Below are 14,525 nucleotides of genomic sequence, written 5' to 3'. Positions count from 1 at the left end.
ACGCCGGGGCTCAGGCCTGTTGTATGGCCGAGAGCCTCCAGTTGGAGCCGTTCTCACGCATGAATGTCCACAGCTCGGTCGTCTCCGTCGGGTGATCCTCGTCGCCTTCGACGACCTTGTTGGTGGCCCGTTCGCGCATCACGTCACGAGATTCGTAGCGCAATGCGGCCGTGGCGTAGTCGCGGTCATCCTCGCGCCAGCTTTCCGCGACGTCGGCCTGCAGCAAGCTGATATCGGACACCTCGTTCCTGAGACCCTTCTGGGCGTTGTCGGCCAGCTCTTCTGAGAGATAGGACACCATTTCGGGCGTCGTCGCGCGGCGGAGCGCGGCATGGTCTTCGCGCCCGAATGCTTCCTGGACATCGGTCAACAACTGCTGGAACGCATCGAGATCGGTCTGGGCCAACGTGATCTCCTCGGAACCGGTGGCCGGCGAGCCTCCGCCCGAACCGCCGCCAAAACCGGGAATTGCAAAGGAGCCAGCGGTCTGCTGCGGTGCCGCAGCGCGGTTCTCAAATATCGACGCCTGGGCATTGCCGGCACCAGCGAGCGCAGGCGCAGGGCCTCGCGCCGATTGCGAACGGAAGAAGCGGATGGCCAGCATGATCGCGCCACCGATGAGCAGGGCCTGAAGCAGGAAACCAAACATGCCGGCCAGGCCGCCAAAGCCTTGGCCCAGCAGCAGGCCGATCAGGCCACCGATCAGCAGGCCGCGCATCATCGTTCCACCAAAGCCGCTCATGAAGCCGGGCCTCTGCACCTGCGGCTGCCGGGCGGCAGAGTTCACGCCGGTGTTGGGCGTCATCGAACGCTCGACCGGAGCGGTTGGCGCCGGCGCGGTCCGGGTCGGCGGCGCCGACTGGAACGTGCGCGTGCCGCGACTGCCGAAGCTGCCGCCGCGCCGAGCCTCGGCATGATCGATCGCGACCATGGAGAACGCGAGAAACAGTCCTGCAAAGAGGGTGGCAAATCGGCTGGTGCGAGACATCATCGGAGATGAACCTTTATCGATGTGGTTTTAGAATTTTCAGCAAACGTCGACCCGCGACCGGGCGGCGTCATGCGGTCAATCGAACAATTCTTCGAAGAACGATTTCTTCCGCTTCGGATAGCGGTGGCCCTGCGAGTGGGAATAATCGTCATCGCGGCGCTGGCCGTGCTGCGGCTGAGAGAAGGCTGCTGGCTGCGGCTGCGGCGCGGGCGAAGCCTCCCTGCCGGAACGCTCGATGATCTTGTCGAGTTCGCCTCGATCAAGCCAGACGCCGCGGCACTGCGGACAGTAATCGATCTCGATACCCTGGCGTTCGCTCATTGTGAGCGCGACGCGGCAGGAGGGGCAAACCAGGCCAAGGAGGGAAGTCGTCATACGGGGCTCCAAACCGAAAGGAATGAGCCCGCTTGACCGAAAAGGATGGAAACGGGCCCGTTAAAGCGGTCCGACATCACAATCACAGAAGCGATCGTCAGAGGGGCCCGGCCCGCACCAGACAGTTAGGAATGCGGAGCCGCGCCTTCAAGAGCGATAGTGCCGGCAAGGATGATTTGTTCGCCGTTGCTCAGATCGTCACCACGATCTCAGATCGTCACCACGATCTTGCCGAACTGCTCGTTCGATTCGAGATAGCGGTGCGCCTCGACGATCTGGTCGAAGGCAAAACTCCGGTCGATGATTGGCCTCAACGTGCCCGTCTCCAGGCCTTCGAGGATGAACGCCTTGGCGGCCTCCAGCTTCGCCGGATCGCCGGTGATCTCGTGGACGAGGTAGCCACGCAGCGTCAGCGTCTTGCCCAACACAGCAGGCAAGGGGAACGGCGTCGGCTCGCTGCTGAGGCCGCCATATTCGATCAGAATGCCGCCTCGGGACATCGCGGCCGTCAGCGGCTCGAAGATCGGACCGCCGACGGCATCGAGCACGACTCGCGCACCTTGCGATCCGGCGATCTCGTTCAGCCGCGCCGCCAGATCCTCTTCGGCTGAGGCCACGACATGTGCCGCTCCGGCGTCGAGCAGGGCCTGCTTCTTCGCCGCTGTCCGCGTCACCGCGATCGCTGTCGCGCCGATGCTGTTGGCGATCTGGATCGCCGCAAGCCCGACGCTGCTTGAGGCCGCCGTGATGACGACGGCATCTCCACTTCTCAGTTTGGCGATGTCGATCAGCGCGCCGTAGGCGGTGAGATATTGCATCCAGATGGCTGCCGCCGTCTGCCAGTCGAGCGATGGCGGATGCTTGACGATGAGCCCGGCGGGATAGGTGACCAATTCGCCGTAAGCCGGCCAGCGAACCATAGGATGCGGCGGGATGATACTGACGGCATCGCCCGGTGCGAAATCCTTCACGCCGTCGCCCACCGCCTCGACAACGCCCGCCGCCTCCAGGCCAAGCCCGGAGGGCAGGGTGGGTATCTCGATATAGGTGCCGGCGCGCAGCAGCGCCTCGGCGCGATTGAGGCCGAGCGCCTTGACGCGGATCTGAACCTGGCCCGAACCCGGTGGGGGAAGGTCGGCATCCTCGATGCGCAGAACCTCGGGACCACCATGCTGGTGGAAGCGGACAATACGGGTCATTCGGGATACTCCAAATCATTTGAACCGAATGACCTATGCAGCCGAGGATATCAGGGATAAATGGCTGTTCAGATAAAGCAGTAGAAACCATGAGTTCCGAATATGGATCGGCTCGAGAGCATGGCGGTGTTCATCAGGGCGGTCGACCTGGGCTCGTTCGCCGCCGCGGCGGTCGGCTCGATCTCTCCGGACCGATGGTTGGAAAACATGTCCGCTTTCTCGAGGAGCGGCTCGGCGTGCGCCTCATCAACCGCACCACGCGCCGCCAGAGCCTGACCGATTTCCGCCGCGCCTATTATGAACGCTGCCGCGTCGTGCTGGCCGAGGCCGAAGCCGCCGATGCGCTCGCCGCCGACCAGTTTTCCGAACCGCGCGGCAAACTGCGCGTCACCATGCCGGCGCATTTTGGCCGCCACTGCGTCACCCCCGTGCTGCTGCAACTGGCGCGGCAAAATCCGATGCTGGAACTCGATTTGTCGCTCAGCGACCGCTTCGCCGATCTCGCCGAGGATGGCTTTGACCTCGCCATCCGGACCGGCGCTCTCATCGACAAGGCCGGCGTGATCGCGCGCCGCGTTGCGCGCCAGGACATGGTTGTCTGTGCCGCGCCCTCCTATCTCAGAATTCATGGCGAACCGCGGCGGATCGAAGACCTCGCCGATCACCAGTGCAATCGTCTATCGCCGGCTCGGTCAGGTGGTTCAGCCGTGGCTCTTCCCGCGCGAAGGACAACCCACACAGGAGATCATGCCCAGCGGCCGGCTGCGGCTCGACGATCTCGATGCCATCGCCGACGCGGCGGTCGACGGCATGGGGCTGGCGTGGCTGCCCTGGTGGCTGGTTCGCGAGCGCATTCGAGCCGGCGCGCTGGTGACGCTGTTGCCGGATCAGCCGCGCTATCCCTACGACTGCCACACCCTTTGGCTGCAAACGCCGCATCTGCCGCTCAAGGTGCGGCTTGCCGTCGATGCGCTGGCGGCCGCCTTGCCGAAATTGATGGCGTGATCACTGCACGCGCGGCGCCCACCAGCCAATGGTCCGGGCCGGCACAGCCTTTGCCTCGCCCAAGGCAGCGGATTGCAACACGCGCCTTTGACCCGCGGTCGAAGACAACCTCTTTGCGGCGTGGCCTTCCCTGCCATATGAAGGTGGCTGACGGAATGTGCGTATTGCAGGAGAGGCGGTTCATGACCAAAGGTTCGGATCTGTTCGTCGCGGCCCTCGAGAACGAAGGGGTCGAGCGGATTTTCGGCATTCCGGGCGAGGAAAATCTCGACATCGTCGAATCGATCCGCCGCTCGTCGATCCAGCTGATCTTGACCCGCCATGAACAGGCGGCGGCCTTCATGGCCGCCACCTATGGCCGGCTCACCGGCAAGGCAGGTGTGTGCATCACCACGCTTGGCCCCGGCGCGCTCAATCTGACGACCGGCTCGGCCTATGCGCTGCTCGGCGCGATGCCGATGATCATGATCACCGGTCAGAAAGGCATCCTGTCGTCGCGGCAGGCGCGCTTCCAGATCGTCGACATCGTCGCGGCGATGAAGCCACTGACCAAGCTGTCGCGCCAGATCGTCTCGCCGACGATGATCCCCTCGCTGGTGCGTGAAGCGTTTCGCGTCGCCCAGGAAGAGCGTCCCGGCCCCGTGCATCTGGAACTGCCGGAAGACATTGCTGCGGCGGAGTGCGAGCCGATCGCACTGGTGCCGACGCACCCGGTCGAACTGCCGCTGGCGAGCCCGGGCGCGCTCGATCGCGCCGCCCGTATGCTCATGGAAGCCAAACGTCCGCTGTTGATGTTCGGCGCGGCGGCGTCACGGCCGCGCGTGACCCCCGATGTCGCCCAGTTCGTGCTGCGCACGCAAATTCCCTATTTCACCACGCAGATGGGCAAGGGCACTGTGCCCGGCGGCACCGAGCTCTATATGGGAACGGCAGCCCTTTCGGAGCGCGACTATGTGCACGAGGCCATCGAGCAGGCCGACCTGATCATCACCATCGGTCACGACACAGTCGAGAAGCCGCCCTTCATCATGGGGGCGAGGGGGCCGAAGGTTATTCACGTCGGCTATCAAACGGCCGATGTCGAGCAGGTCTATTTCCCGCAAGCCGAAATCGTCGGCGACCTCGGCCCTTCGCTGGCGCTACTGGCCGACCGCATCGAGGGCAAGATTCCCAATGCGCAGGCCCTGCTGCCGCTCAGGGAAGGCATTTTGAGTCGGATCGCAGCGCGCGCCACCGAAGACCGTTTCACGCCGCAGCGCATCGTGCATGACGTGCGCGCCGTGATGCCGGCGGACGGCATCCTCGCCCTCGACAACGGCATGTACAAGATCTGGTTCGCGCGCAACTATCGCACGCGCATGGCAAACACACTGCTGCTCGACAATGCGCTGGCCACCATGGGCGCCGGCCTGCCATCGGCGATGATGGCGGCACTGCTCTATCCCCAGCGCCGTGTCATGGCCATTTGCGGCGATGGCGGCTTCATGATGAACAGCCAGGAACTGGAAACCGCCGTCAGGCTCAAGCTCAACCTCGTCGTCCTGCTGCTCGAAGACCACGCTTATGGCATGATCCGTTGGAAGCAGGCGGTCGATGAGTTCCCGGATTTCGGCATGACCTTCGGCAACCCCGACTTCGTCAAATACGCCGAAGCCTATGGCGCCAAGGGGACCAGGGTTGCAGAGATCGCCGACTTGCGTCCGGCGCTGGAACAGGCTTTTGCCGGTGGCGGCGTGCATCTCGTCGTCGTGCCCATCGACTATTCCGAAAACACCAGGGTGCTTGTCGACGAACTGCGCGAGCGATTGCCGGCGCCGCAGACGCCCTGACGGCAGCGGCAAAGCCGCCGTCAGGATCGCTTGGGTGTAAGACCCTATACCTTGCAGTAAGGCGTGACCGGCGCGATGGTGCCGAAATCCTTGACGATCTCATAGCCGATGCCGTCTGCCGCCGCCTTGCCGACATAGGAATGGCAGAGCGTGTGGTTGTTTGAGGCATCGACGCGGATCTTGCCTTGCGGCGCGTCGAACTCGATCGTCGGCAACGCCTTGAGCACATCGTCATCTTTCAGCGATCCGGCCTTCTCGGCGGCCAGCGCGTAGAGATGCAGGCCGTTATAGCCGGCCTCGCCGATGCCGTTGACCATCTTTTCCTGGCCGAATTTCTCGCGGAAGCTCGCGATGAACTTCTTGTTGACCGGATTGTCGAGCGCCATCCAATAAGGCTGCGGCGCGTAAGTGCCGGCGGCCACGCCGGGCGGCAGCGCGTCCTTGTTGAAGACCTCGTCAAGCGGCGCGATCAGCGGCTGCTTGATGTCGAAGCTGCGATACTGCTTGAGCTGGGTAACGGCGTCGTTGCCGACCACCATCGACCAGACGACATCGGGTTTCAGCGACTTGATCTTCTGGAAGGCCGGACCGAAATCCGTGGTGCCGAACGGATAGTAGTCGGCGCCGATGATCTTGCCGCCGGCCTTTTCGTAGGCGGCCGTGATCGCCTCGGTCATCTTCTGCGGCCAGGCATAATCCGAGGCCATGACATAGATCGTCTTGCCGAGATTTTCCGCCACCCACGGCATCATCGGGTCGACCTGCTGCATCGGGATAGGGCCGGTGGCGACGAAGTAGCGGTTGCATTCGCCGCCCTCGAAATTGGTCGGATAGAAGAACAGCTTCTTGGCCTTCGAGGTCACCGACAGCGTGGCGCTGCGCTCGGGCGAAATGATCGTGCCCATGACCACGTCGACCTTGTCTTCGTTGAGGAGTTTTCGCGCCTTGTCGATGGCGCCCTTGGTCGTGGTCTGGTTGTCCTCGATGAACAGCTCCACCTGGCGGCCGCCAATGCCGTTGGCGGCGTTGAGCTCGGCAGCGGCGAGCTTGTAGCAATTGAGCAGCGTCTCGCCGAGGATCGCCTGCAACCCGGTGATCGGGATCGACAAGCCGACCTTGACGGTATCGGCGGCGCGCAGGATCGACGGCGCGCCGACCATGGCGAAGGCGGCGGCAGCGCCGCCGGATTTGAGGATCGTTCTTCTGCTTATCATTGTTATGTTCCCTTCCAGTCCAGGCGCGCCCCATGCACGCCTTACAAAGCCAAGAGGTCCCAGGCGCGCTTCAGACGCGCTCTATAGGGCCAACAAATCCTTCAGCAGGCTCTCGTCGGCGAACGCCTCCGGCGTGCCTTCGTGCACGATCCTGCCCTTCTCCATCACCAGGCAGCGGTCCGCCGCCTTGAGAACGAGATCGAGATTCTGTTCGACCAGAACGATCGCGATGCCGCGCTCGCGGGCGATGCGCGGCACCAGCTCGGCGATCGACTGCACGATGTTCGGCTGGATGCCTTCCGAGGGCTCGTCGAGCAGCAGTACCGACGGCAAGCCGCAGAGCGCGCGACCGATAGCCAGCATCTGCTGCTGGCCGCCCGAAAGCGTGCCGGCGACTTGCGCTTCGCGTTCGCGCAGGATCGGGAAATAGCCGAAGATGTCAGCCGGAATGCCGCCGTCGCTGCGATCCCTTGCGGCACGGGTGCCGACTTCCAGGTTCTGCTTCACGGTGAGCTGGTTGAAGATGCCACGCCCCTGCGGCACGTGCGCGATGCCAGCTCGCGCCCGCCGGAAGGCCGGCGCATTGGTGAGGTCCTGATCGCCGAGAACGACCGCACCACCGCTCACCTTCAAGCCACCGGCGATGACGCGCAGCAGCGTCGTCTTGCCGGCGCCGTTGCGGCCGAGCAGGCCGACGACTTCACCCGGTGCCACGCTGAGGTCGATGCCGTTCAGCACCGGGAGCAGGCCGTAGCCGGCCGAGATCGCGAGTGTCCGCAGCATGGTCAGCGCCTCCCCAGATAGACATCGCGGACCATCTCGTCGGTCTCGATGTCATGGAAAGGACCACTGCGCAGCCGGCGCCCCTGATGCAGCACCAGCGTCTCGCAGTTCAGCGCCCGCACGAAACGGATGTCGTGTTCGACGGCGACGATCGAGAACTCGCCCTTGAGCTGCAGCAGCATCTCGGCGGTCGCCAGCGTCTCCTGCGGCGTCATGCCGGCGGTCGGCTCGTCGAGCAGCAGCAGCCGAGGTTCGATCGCCAGGGCCATGCCGATCTCCAGCCATTGCTTCTGGCCGTGCGCGAGTTCCCCGGCTAACGTCTCGGCACGATTGCCGAGCGCGACCAGTTCCAGCAACTCGCCGACAGGGCGCGCCGGCGAGGGCGCACCCCATCGTGCGACCTTCAGATTGTCCTCGACCGAGAGACTGGGGAAGACCGACGGAATCTGGAATTTGCGGGCAATGCCAAGCCGGGCGATGCGGTGCAGCGGCAGGCCGGCAATGTCATGGCCGAGGAAGCGCACGCTGCCGCTGGTCGGGCGCAGCGTGCCGGTTAATACGTTGAGGAAAGTGCTCTTGCCGGCGCCGTTCGGCCCAATGATGCAGCAGAGCTCCTTGTCGCGCACAGTCAGGTTCAAGCCTTCCAGCGCCTGCAGCCCGCCAAAGCGGATGCCGACATTCTCGGCCTGGAGCAGGACGTCGCTCATTGTGCGCGCCTCCTGCCTTTGAGCAGGCTCTTCAGCCGCGCGTAGATCGACAGAATGCCATCGGGCAGAACGAAGACGATGATGACGAAGACACAGCCGAGCAGCAGCGGCCACAGGCTCGGGTTGAAGCTGCTGATCGTCTGCTGCGCACGCTGGATGAAGATGGCGCCCAGCACCGGACCGAGCAGCGTGCCGCGCCCGCCGACCGCCACCCAGACGATGACCTCCGTCGACAGCAGCAGTCCGGAGAGGTCGGGCGCCACCAGCCCGGCCATGCAGACATAGAGCGCGCCAGCGAGCCCGGCGATCGCGGCGGACAGGATGAAGGTGACGAGCAGCCGCAGCGGCGCGTTGTGGCCGAGCGCGGCCGCCCGGACCTCATTGTCCTGGATGGCGGTCAGCACCGTGCCCCAGCGGCCACGGCTGATCGACCACAGCGCCAGCACGACCACCGCGACGATGGCCGCGACGAAGATGTAGGAGGGCAGATCCTGGCTGAGATCGACATGCGTGCCGCCGAGATCGAATTCGATCGGCGGGATGCCGATCAGGCCGCTGTCGCCGCCGGTGACCGAACTCCAGGAGACGGCGGCCTGCTGGCAGATGACGCCCGTGGCGAGCGTCACAATAGTGAAATAGCTGCCGCGGATGCCGCCGAAGAACAGGAAGTAACCGATGATGGCGGCGACGAAGGCAGCTCCTGCCACCGCGCCCATGATGCCGAGCAGACTGCCGAAGGGAATGGCATCGTTGAGCGTGACCAGCGCCATGATGTAGCCGCCAATGCCGAAGAAGGCGGCGTGGCCGAAACACAATATGCCGGTGCGGCCCCAGAAGAAGTCGAGGCTCGCCGCGAACAGGCCGAAGATCAGCGCGTCGCGGATCACCGTCAACTGGTAGCCGTCGGCGAGGAGCGGATAGAGCACCGCGAGCACCACGCAGACGGCGAAGATCAGCAGCCAGTTGCGGTCACGGGCGATCATCGCGACGCTCCGTTGAACAGGCCGTTGGGTCGCAGCCGCACGGCGACGATCGCCGCGAGCAGCACGATCGCCTGCGCCAGGGAAGGCGAGATCTGGTAGTTGAGCACGCTGGTCAGCCCGCCGACGAAGACACTACCGGCGACGAGACCGCCGATCGAGCCGACGCCACCGACGATGACGACGAAGAAGGCGTTGGCGAGGTAATTCACCCCCATCTGCGGCAGCACGATCGCCAGCGGCGCGACCAGCCCGCCGGCAAGCCCGGCGATGGCTGCGCCGAAGGTGAAGGCGATGGCGTAAGTGCGCCGCGTGTTGATCCCGACGCCTTCAGCCATTTCGCGGTTCTGGATGACGGTGCGGATATCGAGCCCGAACGACGTCCGGCTGATCAGCAGGATGACGCCGAGCAGGGTCAGCATGGCAATCGCGATCAGGATCAGCCGGTAGGCCGGATAGACGGTGAAGAACAGGTCGAGCGTGCCCTCGATCGGTGGCGTCACCGGCTTGGCGCCGAGCCCGAAGGTCAGCTCCAGCCCTTGCTGCAGGATCAGGCTGACGCCCCAGGTGGCAAGCACCGTCGAGACCGGCCGCGAATAGAGGTGGCGGATGACGGCGAATTCCAGGATGCAGCCGACCACCGCGCCGGCGATGGGTGCAGCGGCCAACCCCAGCCAGAACGAGCCTCCGATGCTCTGGACGAAATAGACCGCGAAGGCGCCGACGGTGACGAACTCGCCATGCGCCAGATTGGTCACGTTCATCAGGCCGAAGCTGATCGCCAGCCCGAGCCCGACCAGCATCAGGATACTGATCAGCGTCAGCGCATTGAGGAGCGTGGTGATCAGAAAATCCATCGCGTCAGGCAGCACTTGCGAGGCGTTGGCGTAGGCCGGCGAGCACGCCCTCGGCGGCGTCGATCACCGCTGCCTGATGCGGCTGCAAGTCCTGCCCGGCCCACTCGTCGATATGGTCCGACAGCGGGTCGACCACTTCGGTGCGATGGTTGGCCAGCGTCTCGATGACGGCATGGCCGCAGAACGGCACATAGCCCTCGGAGTAGCCGCCTTCATGGCTCATCATCAGGCGGCCGCTCGACGTCTCGGCAGCCAGCGCCACCATGCGCGCGGCAAGCCGCCGGAAGCATTCGCTGTTCAGCATCATGCGGCCGAGCGGGTCGAAGCCCGAGGCATCGAAACCGGAAGCGACAATGACGAGATCCGGCTTGAAGGCGCGCAACGCCGGGGCGACGACGCGGTCGAAGGTCGCTTCATAAGCGCCGGTGCCGCTGCCCGCCGGCAGCGGGATGTTGATGTTGTAGCCTTCGCCTTCGCCCTTGCCATTGTCAGCCAGCGCGCCGCGCCCGGTTGGATAGAGATTGTCCTGATGCAGGGAAATGGTCAGCACCGACGGGTCGGAATAAAACACCGTCTCGGTGCCGTTGCCGTGATGCACGTCCCAGTCGACGATCGCGGCGCGGCCGAGCAGGCCTTCATGCTGCAGCCGGCGCACGGCGACGCCGATGTTGGAGAACAGGCAGTTGCCCATCGCCTGGTCGGGCTCGGCATGATGCCCCGGCGGGCGGGCCAACGCATAGGCGTTGTCGACACGGCCGGTCAGCACCGCGCGCATCGCCGCATAGGTGGTGCCGGCGGACAACAGCGCGATGTCGAAACTGTTGAGCCCGATCGGCGCCTGCGGCCCGGCGAAACCGGAACCGCGTTCGCTGAGCATCCTGATATCGTCGACATGGCGCTGCGTGTGTACACGCAGCAGGTCCGCGACCGTCACCGGCTCGGCGACGATCGGCACCAGATGGCGAGCCAGGCCGCTGACCTGGATCAGATTGTTCAGCCGGCGCTTTGACCCCGGTGATTCCAGGTGCCGGCCCGGTTCCACGAAACGGCCGGGAGGCATCATGTCGGCGCTGGAGCCGGTGTCATGCCACATCAGCTGTTCGTGAAAAACGTAACCTGTCGCCATAAGCAGCGTCCTCTGCAATCCAGAGGAGGCTAGCAGGCTAACGATCCCATGGCCCGACCCGAAAGAGGGGGTTGTGCCAGATGCCTATGCCCCTCCTTTCGGAGGGGAACGGAGGTTCGCGGCGGCCTGCGCGGCGCGCACGGCCTGGACGCGGTTCGATACCGAGAGCTTGCCGAAAATGTTCTTCAAATGCCATTTCACCGTCGTTTCGCTGACCGACAGCGCCACCGCGATATCCCTGTTGGATAGGCCTTCCGACAGACAGCGCAGCAGTTCGGTCTCGCGCTGGGTCAACTGTTCCTTCTCGGCTGGTGCGGCGGGCTTGCGCGTCGCGACAGGCATGGTATGCGCGGCATCGATGATGCGCGTCGCATAGGCCGATAGGGTGGGGTCGATCTTTGCCTGCGCCGCGCGCAGCCGCATCAGCCCTTCGACAACAGGTCTGCCCTCGTCGACGAAGGAGCGGATGAAGCCGGAGGGCTGGGCAAGGCGCAGCGCTTCGAGAAGATGGCGATCGGCCTCGCGCTGGTCATGGCCGGCATTCTTTGCGCGCAGGATCAACGCCAGTATGTGGCGGCGCATGCGCCCGCTGCTCTTCGTTCGCTCCAGCAGCGTGTCGAAAAGCGAGGCGGCGGCGGCGTAGGATTTCTCCGCCGTCAACAGCCGGCCTTCGGCGAAGAACTCGAATTCGTTGGCGACAGTGGGGGCGGCTTCAGCGCTTTCGCGGCGATGCTCGCTCAGCAATGCGCGTGCCTCGGCGACGCGGTTCTGGTCGATGAGCAGCCGGATGCGATCATGCACCAGCACCGAAGCGAGGCGCCGGTAGACGGAGCCGCGCACACGCTGGTAGACGCGCTCCAGCATGTCGAGTGCGGCGTCGCCGCGACCGGTCAGCTGCAGCACGCGGGCATAGGTCGGCACGCTGGCCAGGGGATAGACGATGACCGCGGCGCCCTCGATCAGCGGCCCGAGATTCTCGACCAGCGTCAGCGCCTCGCCGGATGCGTTGGTTTCGTAGGCGAGTTCGGCCAGCAGCGTTCCGGCGAGTGCCTCGGCATAGGAATTCGCCCCGATCCGCGTCCTGGCCTCGATGATGGTGTTGCGCAGCAGCTTTTCGGCGGCGGGCAGGCGGCCGGCCGATCGCTCGATGACGGCCATGTAGCAATTGGCGATGGTGACGCCGAGCAGGCTGCCGCTTCGCTCATGCGCCTTGCGCGCCGCGTCCACCGCCGCCCAGGCGCCCTCGAGGTCGCCCAGCGCGTAGAGATTGTAACCGATGACATTGGCGGTCGCGCCTTCCATGAACCAGGCATCGGGCGCGATAACGCGCAGGGCAGACAGTGCGGTATCGCGCGCGTCCTCGAACTGCTCCAGCGTGCTGTGCACGGCGGCATCGAGGACAGCGATTTCGGCCTCGATCGTCGTGCCGGTCAGCGTGCCCGGATCCTTGCCGTCGGCCGGCCCGGCCTCGACCAGCTCGCGCGCATTGGCGAGCGTCTGCTGGGCGATCTCGGGCTGGCTTGAGTGCACCGCCAGCCACAGCACGACCAGTTGCAGCCGGATGCGCTGGTCGACCAGTTTCCGGGGCAGCAGTGCCAGCAACTGGCGCACATAAAGCAGCTGGCACTGGGCGATGAGTTCGAGCGCGTTGTTCTCGACGAACACCGCCGCGCGGGCCTGGTCGCCGGCGGCGAGCGCATGCCCGATCGCCTCGGTCAGCATCTTGCGTTCGCCGAACCATTCGGCTGCTGCCAGATGCAGCGGTGCGATCATCTCCGGTTCGCGCCGTTCCATTTCGCGGCTGAGGAAGTCGTGGAACAGATGATGATAGCGGAACCAGCGCCGCTCCTCGTCGAGCGGCACGAGGAACAGATTGCGGGTCTCGATCTCGGTGATATCAGCCTCTGCGTCCGCGGCGCGCATCACCGCCCGGCTCGCCTCGGCGCTGAAGCGCTCGAAGATCGAACTGTGGAGCAGGAATTTCGCCAGCGTCGGCGGCAGCCCCAGGAAGACTTCGCCCATCAGGAAGTCGGCGACGTTGCGGTTGGCGCCGGTGAAATTGCCGATGACGGTTTCCGGAGCATGCGCGGCACTGAGCGACAGCGACGCGAGTTGCAGGCCGGCGGCCCAGCCCTCGGTCCGCGAGCACAAGGTCTCCACCGTGCCGCTGCTGACGCTGAGGCCCAGCTTTTCATTGAAGAAGGCCTCTGCCTCGGAAGACGCAAAACGCAGATCGTCCGGACCGATCTCGAAAACGTCGCCCAGCACCCTGAGCTTGCCGAGCTGCAGGTCAGGCAGGTTGCGTGAACCGATGACGAAGGCGACGTTGGCCGGTGCTTGCCGGGTCAGGCGCTCCATGAAGCGCTTCACCGCAGGCGCTTCGATGGCGTGGTAGTCGTCGAAGAACAAAGTGATGTCGGCATCACGCGCCGCAAAACCCGCTACCAGTGCCGCGAGCACCACATCGAGCTGCGGGATCGGGCTCGACTGGAAGGCAAGGTCGAGCTCTGCCGGGTTCTGGACGAGATGGCGTAGCGCCCCCACCAGATGCGATAGGAAGGCGCCTTCGTCATTGTCCATCGCTTCGCAGGACAGCCATGCGGCCAACCGGCCGTGGCGCGCGACTTCCGCCGCCCACTGCGCCATCGTCGTCGACTTGCCGAAGCCGGCGGGTGCGGCGAACAAAACGATGCGCGTGTCGACATGCCGCTCCAGCCTCGACAGGATGCTCTCGCGCCGCACCCACCGGCGATGGTGCGGCGATGCCTGGCTGGCGGGTTGCGAAGACGGTTTCATCTTGCGCCGGGCACCCATTCCCTTTCGATCAGCGGGATCTGCGGGGCCGCATCGCGCGGCAGGGTTCCCTTGACCCGGGGGTCGTCGGTGATTTCGAAACCGGCCGCATAGGGTTCAAACCCGCAAGCCCGGTAGAAGCCGATGACGCTGTGATGATCGATACTGCTGGTGTGCAGCCAGATGCGGCGGGGGCCGAGGCGCCATGCCTGATCAAGCGCGCCGGCCATCAGCCGCTTGCCAAGGCCGCGGCCGGGCAAGGAGGGGAACAGGCCGAAATAGGTGATCTCGATCTCGTTGTCGTCGGCCACGCAGAATTCGACCATGCCGACATGGTCGCCGCTTTCATCATGGCCGTAATAGACATGCTGGCGCGCATCTGCGAAATGTGCGGCGACTTCAGCATCCGACATTTCGGCGGCGCGATCCCACAGCCAGGGAGCGCCGATGTCGAGGAAGATCGCGCGGTAGGCGGCACTGTCGGGCTTGGTGATCCGGGTCATTGCCAACGGCTGGGCGAGACCCGGCATCGGCGCGCGCGCTTCCATCCAGGTCACCGCATTGACGATCTTGCCGGCCGGCACGCGCCGATAACCGGACGAGAGATCGGTGATTTCATCCGGCAATGCGCCTTCGGTGACCAGCATCTGTCCTCGATCTCTGCCA

The 14,525-nt window shown here is 64.9% G+C and carries 12 protein-coding genes and 1 pseudogene; 2 read left to right on the top strand and 11 right to left on the bottom strand.

All coding sequences use genetic code 11. The annotated features are described in order from the left end of the window. Nucleotides 1-10: 10 nt before the first annotated feature. From AC56QX_RS30910 to AC56QX_RS30900, 3 genes are all read right to left on the bottom strand, one after another. On the bottom strand, nt 11-991 hold the full coding sequence (locus AC56QX_RS30910) for a Tim44 domain-containing protein (RefSeq protein WP_497112347.1): 981 nt from the start codon (nt 989-991) through the stop codon (nt 11-13). 75 nt (nt 992-1,066) lie between these two features. After that, nucleotides 1,067-1,366: a TFIIB-type zinc ribbon-containing protein gene (locus tag AC56QX_RS30905; protein ID WP_497112346.1), complete on the bottom strand. Its 300-nt coding sequence runs from the start codon at nt 1,364-1,366 to the stop codon at nt 1,067-1,069. A gap of 209 nt (nt 1,367-1,575) precedes the next feature. Continuing rightward, nucleotides 1,576-2,565 (bottom strand): zinc-dependent alcohol dehydrogenase family protein, encoded by a 990-nt coding sequence (locus AC56QX_RS30900; protein ID WP_497112345.1) that lies wholly within the window; start codon nt 2,563-2,565, stop codon nt 1,576-1,578. Between the two features lie 102 nt (nt 2,566-2,667). Between AC56QX_RS30900 and AC56QX_RS30895 the strand changes: the two are divergent. Continuing rightward, a pseudogene (locus AC56QX_RS30895) lies at nt 2,668-3,570 on the top strand (LysR family transcriptional regulator). 182 nt (nt 3,571-3,752) lie between these two features. After that, on the top strand, nt 3,753-5,399 hold the full coding sequence (locus tag AC56QX_RS30890) for an acetolactate synthase large subunit (RefSeq protein ID WP_497112344.1): 1,647 nt from the start codon (nt 3,753-3,755) through the stop codon (nt 5,397-5,399). Between the two features lie 44 nt (nt 5,400-5,443). On the opposite strand, the gene AC56QX_RS30885 is transcribed toward AC56QX_RS30890, so the two are convergent. From AC56QX_RS30885 to AC56QX_RS30850, 8 genes are all read right to left on the bottom strand, one after another. Next, entirely contained in the window at nt 5,444-6,613 is a 1,170-nt protein-coding gene (locus AC56QX_RS30885; RefSeq protein WP_497112343.1) for a substrate-binding protein, read from the bottom strand. Between the two features lie 81 nt (nt 6,614-6,694). Then, a complete protein-coding gene (locus tag AC56QX_RS30880) occupies nt 6,695-7,396 on the bottom strand; it encodes an ABC transporter ATP-binding protein (RefSeq protein WP_497112342.1) in 702 nt (233 codons plus the stop codon). Nucleotides 7,397-7,398: 2 nt separating this feature from the next. Then, nucleotides 7,399-8,103 (bottom strand): ATP-binding cassette domain-containing protein, encoded by a 705-nt coding sequence (locus AC56QX_RS30875; RefSeq protein ID WP_497112340.1) that lies wholly within the window; start codon nt 8,101-8,103, stop codon nt 7,399-7,401. Continuing rightward, entirely contained in the window at nt 8,100-9,086 is a 987-nt protein-coding gene (locus AC56QX_RS30870; protein WP_497112338.1) for a branched-chain amino acid ABC transporter permease, read from the bottom strand. The genes AC56QX_RS30875 and AC56QX_RS30870 overlap by 4 nt, the downstream gene beginning before the upstream one ends. Further along, nucleotides 9,083-9,940 (bottom strand): urea ABC transporter permease subunit UrtB, encoded by an 858-nt coding sequence (gene urtB, locus AC56QX_RS30865; RefSeq protein ID WP_497112337.1) that lies wholly within the window; start codon nt 9,938-9,940, stop codon nt 9,083-9,085. The genes AC56QX_RS30870 and urtB overlap by 4 nt, the downstream gene beginning before the upstream one ends. Nucleotides 9,941-9,944: 4 nt before the next feature. Next, on the bottom strand, nt 9,945-11,066 hold the full coding sequence (locus AC56QX_RS30860) for a class II histone deacetylase (protein WP_497112336.1): 1,122 nt from the start codon (nt 11,064-11,066) through the stop codon (nt 9,945-9,947). 84 nt (nt 11,067-11,150) lie between these two features. Then, a complete protein-coding gene (locus AC56QX_RS30855; protein ID WP_497112335.1) occupies nt 11,151-13,862 on the bottom strand; it encodes a winged helix-turn-helix domain-containing protein in 2,712 nt (903 codons plus the stop codon). Then, nucleotides 13,859-14,506 (bottom strand): GNAT family N-acetyltransferase, encoded by a 648-nt coding sequence (locus AC56QX_RS30850; RefSeq protein WP_497112334.1) that lies wholly within the window; start codon nt 14,504-14,506, stop codon nt 13,859-13,861. The genes AC56QX_RS30855 and AC56QX_RS30850 overlap by 4 nt, the downstream gene beginning before the upstream one ends. Between the last annotated feature and the right edge of the window lie 19 nt (nt 14,507-14,525).

The sequence above is a fragment of the Mesorhizobium sp. RCAM 06353 genome, assembly GCF_059683585.1.
This window is presented reverse-complemented; position numbering and strand designations above follow the sequence as displayed.

Bases quoted from the DNA above. Each gene is read 5' to 3' on its own strand.
- AC56QX_RS30870 (WP_497112338.1), bottom strand. From the start codon at position 9,086: ATGATCGCCCGTGACCGCAACTGGCTGCTGATCTTCGCCGTCTGCGTG.
- AC56QX_RS30905 (WP_497112346.1), bottom strand. From the start codon at position 1,366: ATGACGACTTCCCTCCTTGGCCTGGTTTGCCCCTCCTGCCGCGTCGCG.
- AC56QX_RS30890 (WP_497112344.1), top strand. From the start codon at position 3,753: ATGACCAAAGGTTCGGATCTGTTCGTCGCGGCCCTCGAGAACGAAGGG.
- urtB (WP_497112337.1), bottom strand. From the start codon at position 9,940: ATGGATTTTCTGATCACCACGCTCCTCAATGCGCTGACGCTGATCAGT.
- AC56QX_RS30860 (WP_497112336.1), bottom strand. From the start codon at position 11,066: ATGGCGACAGGTTACGTTTTTCACGAACAGCTGATGTGGCATGACACC.
- AC56QX_RS30880 (WP_497112342.1), bottom strand. From the start codon at position 7,396: ATGCTGCGGACACTCGCGATCTCGGCCGGCTACGGCCTGCTCCCGGTG.
- AC56QX_RS30885 (WP_497112343.1), bottom strand. From the start codon at position 6,613: ATGATAAGCAGAAGAACGATCCTCAAATCCGGCGGCGCTGCCGCCGCC.
- AC56QX_RS30850 (WP_497112334.1), bottom strand. From the start codon at position 14,506: ATGCTGGTCACCGAAGGCGCATTGCCGGATGAAATCACCGATCTCTCG.
- AC56QX_RS30900 (WP_497112345.1), bottom strand. From the start codon at position 2,565: ATGACCCGTATTGTCCGCTTCCACCAGCATGGTGGTCCCGAGGTTCTG.
- AC56QX_RS30910 (WP_497112347.1), bottom strand. From the start codon at position 991: ATGATGTCTCGCACCAGCCGATTTGCCACCCTCTTTGCAGGACTGTTT.
- AC56QX_RS30855 (WP_497112335.1), bottom strand. From the start codon at position 13,862: ATGAAACCGTCTTCGCAACCCGCCAGCCAGGCATCGCCGCACCATCGC.
- AC56QX_RS30875 (WP_497112340.1), bottom strand. From the start codon at position 8,103: ATGAGCGACGTCCTGCTCCAGGCCGAGAATGTCGGCATCCGCTTTGGC.